Source organism: Candidatus Culexarchaeum yellowstonense, assembly GCF_024707025.1.
In the GTDB taxonomy this organism is placed as follows: domain Archaea; phylum Thermoproteota; class Methanomethylicia; order Culexarchaeales; family Culexarchaeaceae; genus Culexarchaeum.
Map to the genome: position 1 here is coordinate 1 of NZ_JANGFQ010000084.1, position 6,649 is coordinate 6,649.

Here is a 6,649-nt window from a genome sequence, read left to right on the forward strand (position 1 = left end):
CTAAGTATGGTTTCATCTCTTGTGTTGGCATTATTGATAGCGGTATTCGCTGAGGATGTTAGGAGTGCTCAGACGCTTGTTGGTTACCTATACTTCCTAATGATAGTTCCAATGATGGTATCCATGTTCACCGACGTTAACTCTCTCCCAATATCTATCCAGATTCCACTCTACCTCATACCATACACTTATACATTGGCTTCCCCAAGAGCTGCTTTACTGGAAAACTACAGTTTCCTAATAATTGGGATAGTGTATATGGCCGTCTTCTCCATGGCGGTACTGTACATTGCATCAAAATTCTTTAAGAGTGAGAAGGTTTTGACAGCTAAAATATCCTTTAGGAGATTTAGACGTTAATTTAGAAACCGTTAAATTTACCTATGTAATAAATACATTAACAAGGGTCGATTATGACTGTGGGGAAGGTATCTGATAGGGTTTACTGCTTGAGTTATGATGACAAGGATTTAGACCTATTTGAATCGTTATGGCCTTTACCCTTGGGTGTAAGCTATAATTCATATATAATCTTTGGTGATGAGAAGACCATACTATTAGACACTGTTCCTCAAAGGTTCTCTGAAAGGTTCATTGAGGATTTGAAGGGTTTGGTGGATTTGAAGAGCATCGACTTCTTAGTTTCACATCACTTGGAGCATGATCATAGTGGATCCATACTTGCACTTTTGAGGGAGGCTGTAAATTGCAAGATTTTATGCTCCTCATTCGCTGTCAATTTACATAAAGCCTTCTTCAATTTAAGTGAAAACATGGTTAAATCTGTTAATGATGGTATGTCTATGGATATTGGTGGAGATACTTTGACTTTTCACTTAACTCCATGGCTTCATTGGCCTGACACCATGATGAGCTTCCTAAATCTTGAGGGGGTTTTATTTAGCTGTGATGCATTTGGATCCTTTGGAGCTTTAAATGGTAAATTATTCGATAATGAAGTTGACTTAAACATTTACTTGGATGAAGCTAAGAGGTACTTTTCAAACATAGTTGTAGGCTATCGTGAACATGTTATTAAAGCTGTGGAGAAGCTTTCAAGTTTAGGTTTAAATTTCAAGATAATTGCCCCCTCCCATGGACCCATATACAAGTTTAATCCACTTTTAATTGTTGATAAATATGTTTCATGGAGTAAACCTGAATTTGAAGTTAAAGTCGTGTTAATTTATGGTTCGATGTATGGTCATACGAAGATGTTGGCTGAGGCTATTGGTATGGGTGTTGAATCCACTGGTGTTAGGGTGGCTTCATTTGATGCTTCAAGGGTTAATGTGAGCTTCATACTTAAGGAGGTTTTGGATGCTCCAGTACTGGTATTTGGTACACCAACATATGATGCCAACGTTTTCCCAACAATCCTTAATGTGTTGGATTTCATTGAAGTTAAGAAGCTTGGGGTTGGTAGGTATGCTTCAATTTTCGGGTGTTATGGTTGGGGCCCCTCTGCCTACGGTATTCTGATGGGTAGACTTAAGAGTATGGGCTTTAATCTTGTTGAACCATTCCTTACAGTTAGAGGTGCACCTTCATCTTCTGATTTGGATAATGCAAAGAAGTTTGGTGTTAAGATTGGTGAATTGGCTTTGAAATTTAAAAAGTAATTGTATGTTGCCATTATCTTGGTAAAGCCACCTTTACACTTCTATTTCTTCATCTCTTTAAATGCTGTTTCAAGGTCTTCTATGAGGTCTTCCACATCTTCGATTCCCACTGAGAATCTTATTAGGTTATCCCATATTCCCATTCTCTCCTTCTCTTCCATTGTTAGTGGTTTGTATGGTGGCATACTTGCTGGGTGAACTATTAGTGATTCCGTCCCTCCAAGACTTACTGCCAATGCTATTATCTTTAAACTTTTCAAGAATTTCCTAACCCCCTTTATATCTGCTTTAAGTTGGAATGATATCATTCCACCATAACCTTCACTTCCATATGGTGTTTTCATCTGTTTCTTTGCGATTTCATATCCCTCATGATTCTTTAATCCAGGGTAATATGTTTTCTCCACATCTTCCTTCCCTGATAGGTATTGCGCTATTCTCATTGCATTGTAATTATGTCTCTCCATTCTCACATGGAATGTTCTTATACTTCTCAATATTAGCCATGCATCGAATGGGCTTGGCACCCCACCACTACTTGTTATGTTGGCTCTCAACTTCTTGTATATTTCCTCATTGTTTGTTATTATGGCTCCACCTATGATGTCGCTATGCCCCCCTATGTATTTGGTGGTGCTATGGACTACTATGTCTGCACCTAGAGTTAATGGTCTTTGATTGTATGGGGATGCAAAGGTATTATCCACCACAACTATTGCTTCACTATTTTCATCCTTAACTATCTTACACACTTCTTCTATATCCACTATTTTCAATAATGGGTTTGTTGGTGTTTCAAAATAGATCATCCTGGTTTCCCTACTTATATTCCCCACAAGATTCTCAGTTTTTGTTAGGTCTATGAATTTCACTTTTACACCATACTGGGCGTATGTTGTTTTCATGAGGTTTATGGTTGTGGCGTAGAGTGTTTCCATTGTTATTATTTCGTCTCCAGGTTTCAGTAGTCTTAGTACTGTGTCTATTGCAGCCATCCCTGAAGATGTGGCTATTGCATATTTCCCCTCTTCCAGCGCTGCAATCTTCCTCTCAAGTCTTTCAATTGTTGGATTTCCAAGTCTAGTGTAAACATATTTATCTTTTATTTCTGGATCCGTTTGCCTAAATGTTGATACCATGTATATTGGTGGAACAACTGCTCCAGTGTAGTCTGGCTCATTCCCAACCCATACAGCTTTAGTACCATATCTCATGACTAAATGTTTGTCAATATGGAGAATTAAAGTTTTATTTTAACTATCCCCTCCATCTCTATGGTGTCCCTTTGAATTTCCGTGGTGTGCTCTTCGATTTGGATGGAACTTTAATTCGATATTCAGTTGATAGGGTTAATTTAACGAAGGATATTCTGAAATGCTTGAAGAAGTTTAACATTCACTTTCAAATATATTCGGAAGCAGATTATCCCATATCTATGGTTAGGAAGACCGTTAGGGTACTTGAGGGTATGAAGGTTCAAAAGTGGTTTATTGATCATGTCTCATCAACTCTATTTAAAATCATAGAGTCATATGAAGTTGAAGCTTCAAATAGAACTAGCTTGATTGAAGGTGCATATGAAGCCTTAAATTTTGTTAGGAGCATTGGGTTTAAATGTGGCTTAATAACGTTAAATAGTCGTAGATCCACGGAAATAGTTTTAGATAAATTTAACTTGAAAAGGTTCTTTGACGTTGTGGTCACTAGGGATGATGTTAGAAATTTTAAGCCTCACGTGGAACATTTAGCGAAAGCCATAAGCTTAATGCAATTAAACCCCACTGAAGTTATAGTTGTTGGTGATAGCATTATCGACATAATTCCAGCATTAGCTTTAAATGCATTTCCAGTGGCAGTAAAGACTGGTGTGCGAGGCGAAGATGAATTGAGAGCTGCAGGTGCAAAGATCGTGTTGAATAGCGTTGCAGAACTTCCAAATTGGCTTCAAAAACTCCTATATAATTAAACAAAACCATAAATAAAATTAAGTATTAAGCATGATGGGGGTAACCTGGAAGACATTTTATCGGTGATATTATGGAGGAGACTGTGGTGATTAAGGTTTCAAGAAGTACTCTTGAGATGTTAGAGAAGTTGCGTCGAAAGTTTGGTTTATCTACTATTGATGAAACTATACGAATACTAATAAAACAATATCGTATACAGAAGCTTAATGAAGTTTTTGGCTTAGATAAGGGGAGGATAAAACCGTTCTCTGAAGAGGATCGCCATTAAACTTTTACTTCGTCATATTTGTGATATGTTTACTGGAACTAATACTATGAAATTCTAATATTTGGCTATGCCACTACCTTCTTAATTTAGCTTTTCATAACTCTCCATTCAGTCGAACGTAAATCTTTTAAATGCTTTATAGCATAATCTTATACCTCCAATATGATTTATGGGGGGTTGATATGTTGGATTTGAAGGGTAAGTTGATTCGCTTTGTTGATGAGATTTCTAATGAAATGATTAAGTTGAGTGATTCTATACATGCGAATCCTGAGCTTGGGTATAAGGAATACTTTGCATCAAAACTTTTGTCAAGTAAATTGGAGGATTATGGGTTTAATGTTGAGCGTGGAGTTGCTGGGTTGGAGACCTCCTTTGTTGCCAGGAAGGTTTGTGGTTCTGGCGGTCCCAAAATAGCCTTCCTTGCTGAGTATGATGCTCTCCCCGGTTTAGGTCATGCATGTGGTCATAATATAATTGGTACTGCAGCTATTGGTGCAGCTATCGCTTTAAGCACCATTGCCTCTGAGGCTGGTTTGAATTGTGAAGTTATGGTTTTTGGAACTCCAGCTGAGGAGGGTGCTGTGGATAATGCTGGTGGTAAGGTTTTGATGATTGATGAAATTTCTAAGGCTGATGTGGCGTTGATGATACATCCATCTGATAGGGATTCCATGCGATATAAATCCCTTGCTAGAGAGGCTTTCAAAATAGAGTTTTTCGGTAAAGCTGCACATGCAGCTGGAGCTCCCCATAAGGGTATTAATGCCCTTGAAGCCCTAATATTAACCTTTGTATCCATAAATGCTTTGAGGCAGCATTTGGTTAAGGGGACTTTGATTCATGGGGTAATTGTGAATGGAGGTGTGTCTCCAAATATAGTTCCAGATTATACTTGTGGGAGATTTTACGTTAGGGCTGAGGATGTAAATTATCTCATGGAGGTTGTTGAGAAGGTTAAGAGGTGTGCTGAGGGGGCATCATTGCAGACTGGAGCGAAATACAAGTTTACGAAAACCGCTAATACCTATGCGAATTTCATACCAAACCTAACATTAATTAAGGTTGCAATGGAGAACTTCAAATATGTTGGGGTTAAGCCTCCATCATTGGAGGAGATAATGCAAGTTGAGGATGTTGGATCCACAGATTTTGGTAACGTTAGCCATGTGATTCCATCCCTTGAGATAAATGTGGCTATAGTTCCAAGGGGGACTCCTGGTCACTCTGTGGAGTTTGCTAAGGCTGCAGGGTCTGAGGGTGGGCATAGGGGACTCATATTGGGAATTAAACTCTTAGCCTTAACTGGCCTTGATTTATCCATCAACCAGAAGTTGATTGATGAAGCTAAGAGTGAGCTTAAATCTAGAAAGCTTGAAGTGAAGGTTCAATAACCCCTACTCACTAATCCAATCATTAAATCATTAACATTTGTTTCTGTTATCCCAGTGATTATTAGGCTTCCTCCAAGCTTCTTAAAGTAATTGTACGTATCATTCCTCCTTAGATATTCATCCTCATTTAACCCCATACCTCTAGCTTTACTTACCGTTTCCCAATCCACTATGGCTCCAGCTGCATCCGTATTTCCATCTATTCCATCACTCCCCATGGATGCAAATGTTACCCCCCTGTATCCATTGATTATTTTTGCAACGCTTAAAGCCAATTCCTGATTCCTACCACCACTACCCTCCCCCCTAACAGTAACTGTAGTCTCTCCCCCAGCAATTAATGTGGCTGGAGGTTTTACTGGTATCCCATTTTCATGAGCTTCCACCAGTATTCCCCCAATAACTTTCCCAGCTTCCCTAGCTTCCCCCTGCACTCTTGATGATATTATCATTGAATTGTAACCCATCATAACAGCTTTCCCATAGATGGCTTTTAGGGTTTGTATGTTGCTTGATATCACCACATTTCTAACTTTGTTAAACACTTCAATGTTGAAAGCATTTCCCCCTTCAATTATCGCCTTCTCTATACGCTTCCTAACTCTAATTGGAATTTCACTCCATATACCATATCTCTCTAAAATCTCCTTTGCTTGTTTTGCTGTGGATTTACTTGGAGCAGTGGGCCCTGAAGCTATTACCTCCACATCGTCCCCCACAACATCTGATATTATTAGGGTTAGTGCTCTTGATGGGTATATGTATCTTGCAAATAATTTTCCACCCTTAACTCTACATATCTGCTTCCTCACAGTATTTATCTCCCTGATGTCTGCTCCACATTTTAAGAGTAACTTATTTGTTTCAATGATGTCCTCTACTTCTACCCCATTTTCAGGTATTGTTAGTAGTGCGGATCCCCCGCCTGATATTAAAACTATTATCAGATCCATTTCATTTCTATCCTTTAAGAGTTCTATTATCTTCTCTGTATTCTCAACATTCCTATTGCTTGGTATTGGATGATCCCCCTCCAAAACCTTAATCTTTTTTGGCTTCGATTTAACCCCCCTTGGGGCTATTACAATGCCATCCGATATCACATCTCCAAGAATATATTCTAAGCCTAAAGCCATTCTTGCAGCTGCTTTACCAGCACCAATAACCATAATTCTATGGAAATTCTTTAAATCAAAATCTTCAACCCCTTTAACCACAATTTTACCATCATAAACATTCATGCTATTCTTTATGGCTTCTATTGGATCTGATGCTTTAATTCCTTCCTCCAATAATGTCAGTACAATCCTTCTATCCTCATTTGAAGCTAGTTCATGGAAGTTCTTTATGAACGTAACATTTCCCTCATAAAATTATGTTAAATGGAAGGGTAAAAAA

6 protein-coding genes and 1 pseudogene are annotated in these 6,649 nt (G+C 38.5%); 5 read left to right on the forward strand and 2 right to left on the reverse strand.

Annotated elements, in window-relative coordinates:
• Together MRT15_RS08360 and MRT15_RS08365 are read left to right on the forward strand one after the other, a co-directional pair.
• A pseudogene (locus MRT15_RS08360) lies at nt 1-360 on the forward strand (ABC transporter permease); the annotation flags it as partial.
• Between the two features lie 53 nt (nt 361-413).
• Nucleotides 414-1,622 carry an FprA family A-type flavoprotein gene (locus tag MRT15_RS08365; protein ID WP_304329628.1) on the forward strand — a complete coding sequence of 403 codons (1,209 nt, stop codon included), beginning with the start codon at nt 414-416 and terminating at the stop codon, nt 1,620-1,622.
• Nucleotides 1,623-1,663: 41 nt separating this feature from the next.
• On the opposite strand, the gene MRT15_RS08370 is transcribed toward MRT15_RS08365, so the two are convergent.
• Nucleotides 1,664-2,836 (reverse strand): PLP-dependent aspartate aminotransferase family protein, encoded by a 1,173-nt coding sequence (locus tag MRT15_RS08370; protein ID WP_304329629.1) that lies wholly within the window; start codon nt 2,834-2,836, stop codon nt 1,664-1,666.
• A gap of 71 nt (nt 2,837-2,907) precedes the next feature.
• On the opposite strand from MRT15_RS08370, the gene MRT15_RS08375 reads away from it, so the two are divergent.
• The 3 genes from MRT15_RS08375 to MRT15_RS08385 all read left to right on the forward strand — a co-directional run bounded on the left by MRT15_RS08375 (nt 2,908) and on the right by MRT15_RS08385 (nt 5,251).
• Nucleotides 2,908-3,588, forward strand: coding sequence for an HAD family hydrolase (locus tag MRT15_RS08375; RefSeq protein WP_304329630.1), 681 nt, complete (start codon nt 2,908-2,910; stop codon nt 3,586-3,588).
• 71 nt (nt 3,589-3,659) lie between these two features.
• Nucleotides 3,660-3,857 carry a hypothetical protein gene (locus MRT15_RS08380; protein ID WP_304329631.1) on the forward strand — a complete coding sequence of 66 codons (198 nt, stop codon included), beginning with the start codon at nt 3,660-3,662 and terminating at the stop codon, nt 3,855-3,857.
• A 182-nt stretch (nt 3,858-4,039) separates the two neighbouring features.
• On the forward strand, nt 4,040-5,251 hold the full coding sequence (locus MRT15_RS08385; protein ID WP_304329632.1) for a M20 family metallopeptidase: 1,212 nt from the start codon (nt 4,040-4,042) through the stop codon (nt 5,249-5,251).
• Here MRT15_RS08385 and MRT15_RS08390 read toward each other — a convergent pair.
• On the reverse strand, nt 5,245-6,543 hold the full coding sequence (locus MRT15_RS08390; protein ID WP_304329633.1) for a glycerate kinase: 1,299 nt from the start codon (nt 6,541-6,543) through the stop codon (nt 5,245-5,247). The genes MRT15_RS08385 and MRT15_RS08390 overlap by 7 nt on opposite strands.
• Between the last annotated feature and the right edge of the window lie 106 nt (nt 6,544-6,649).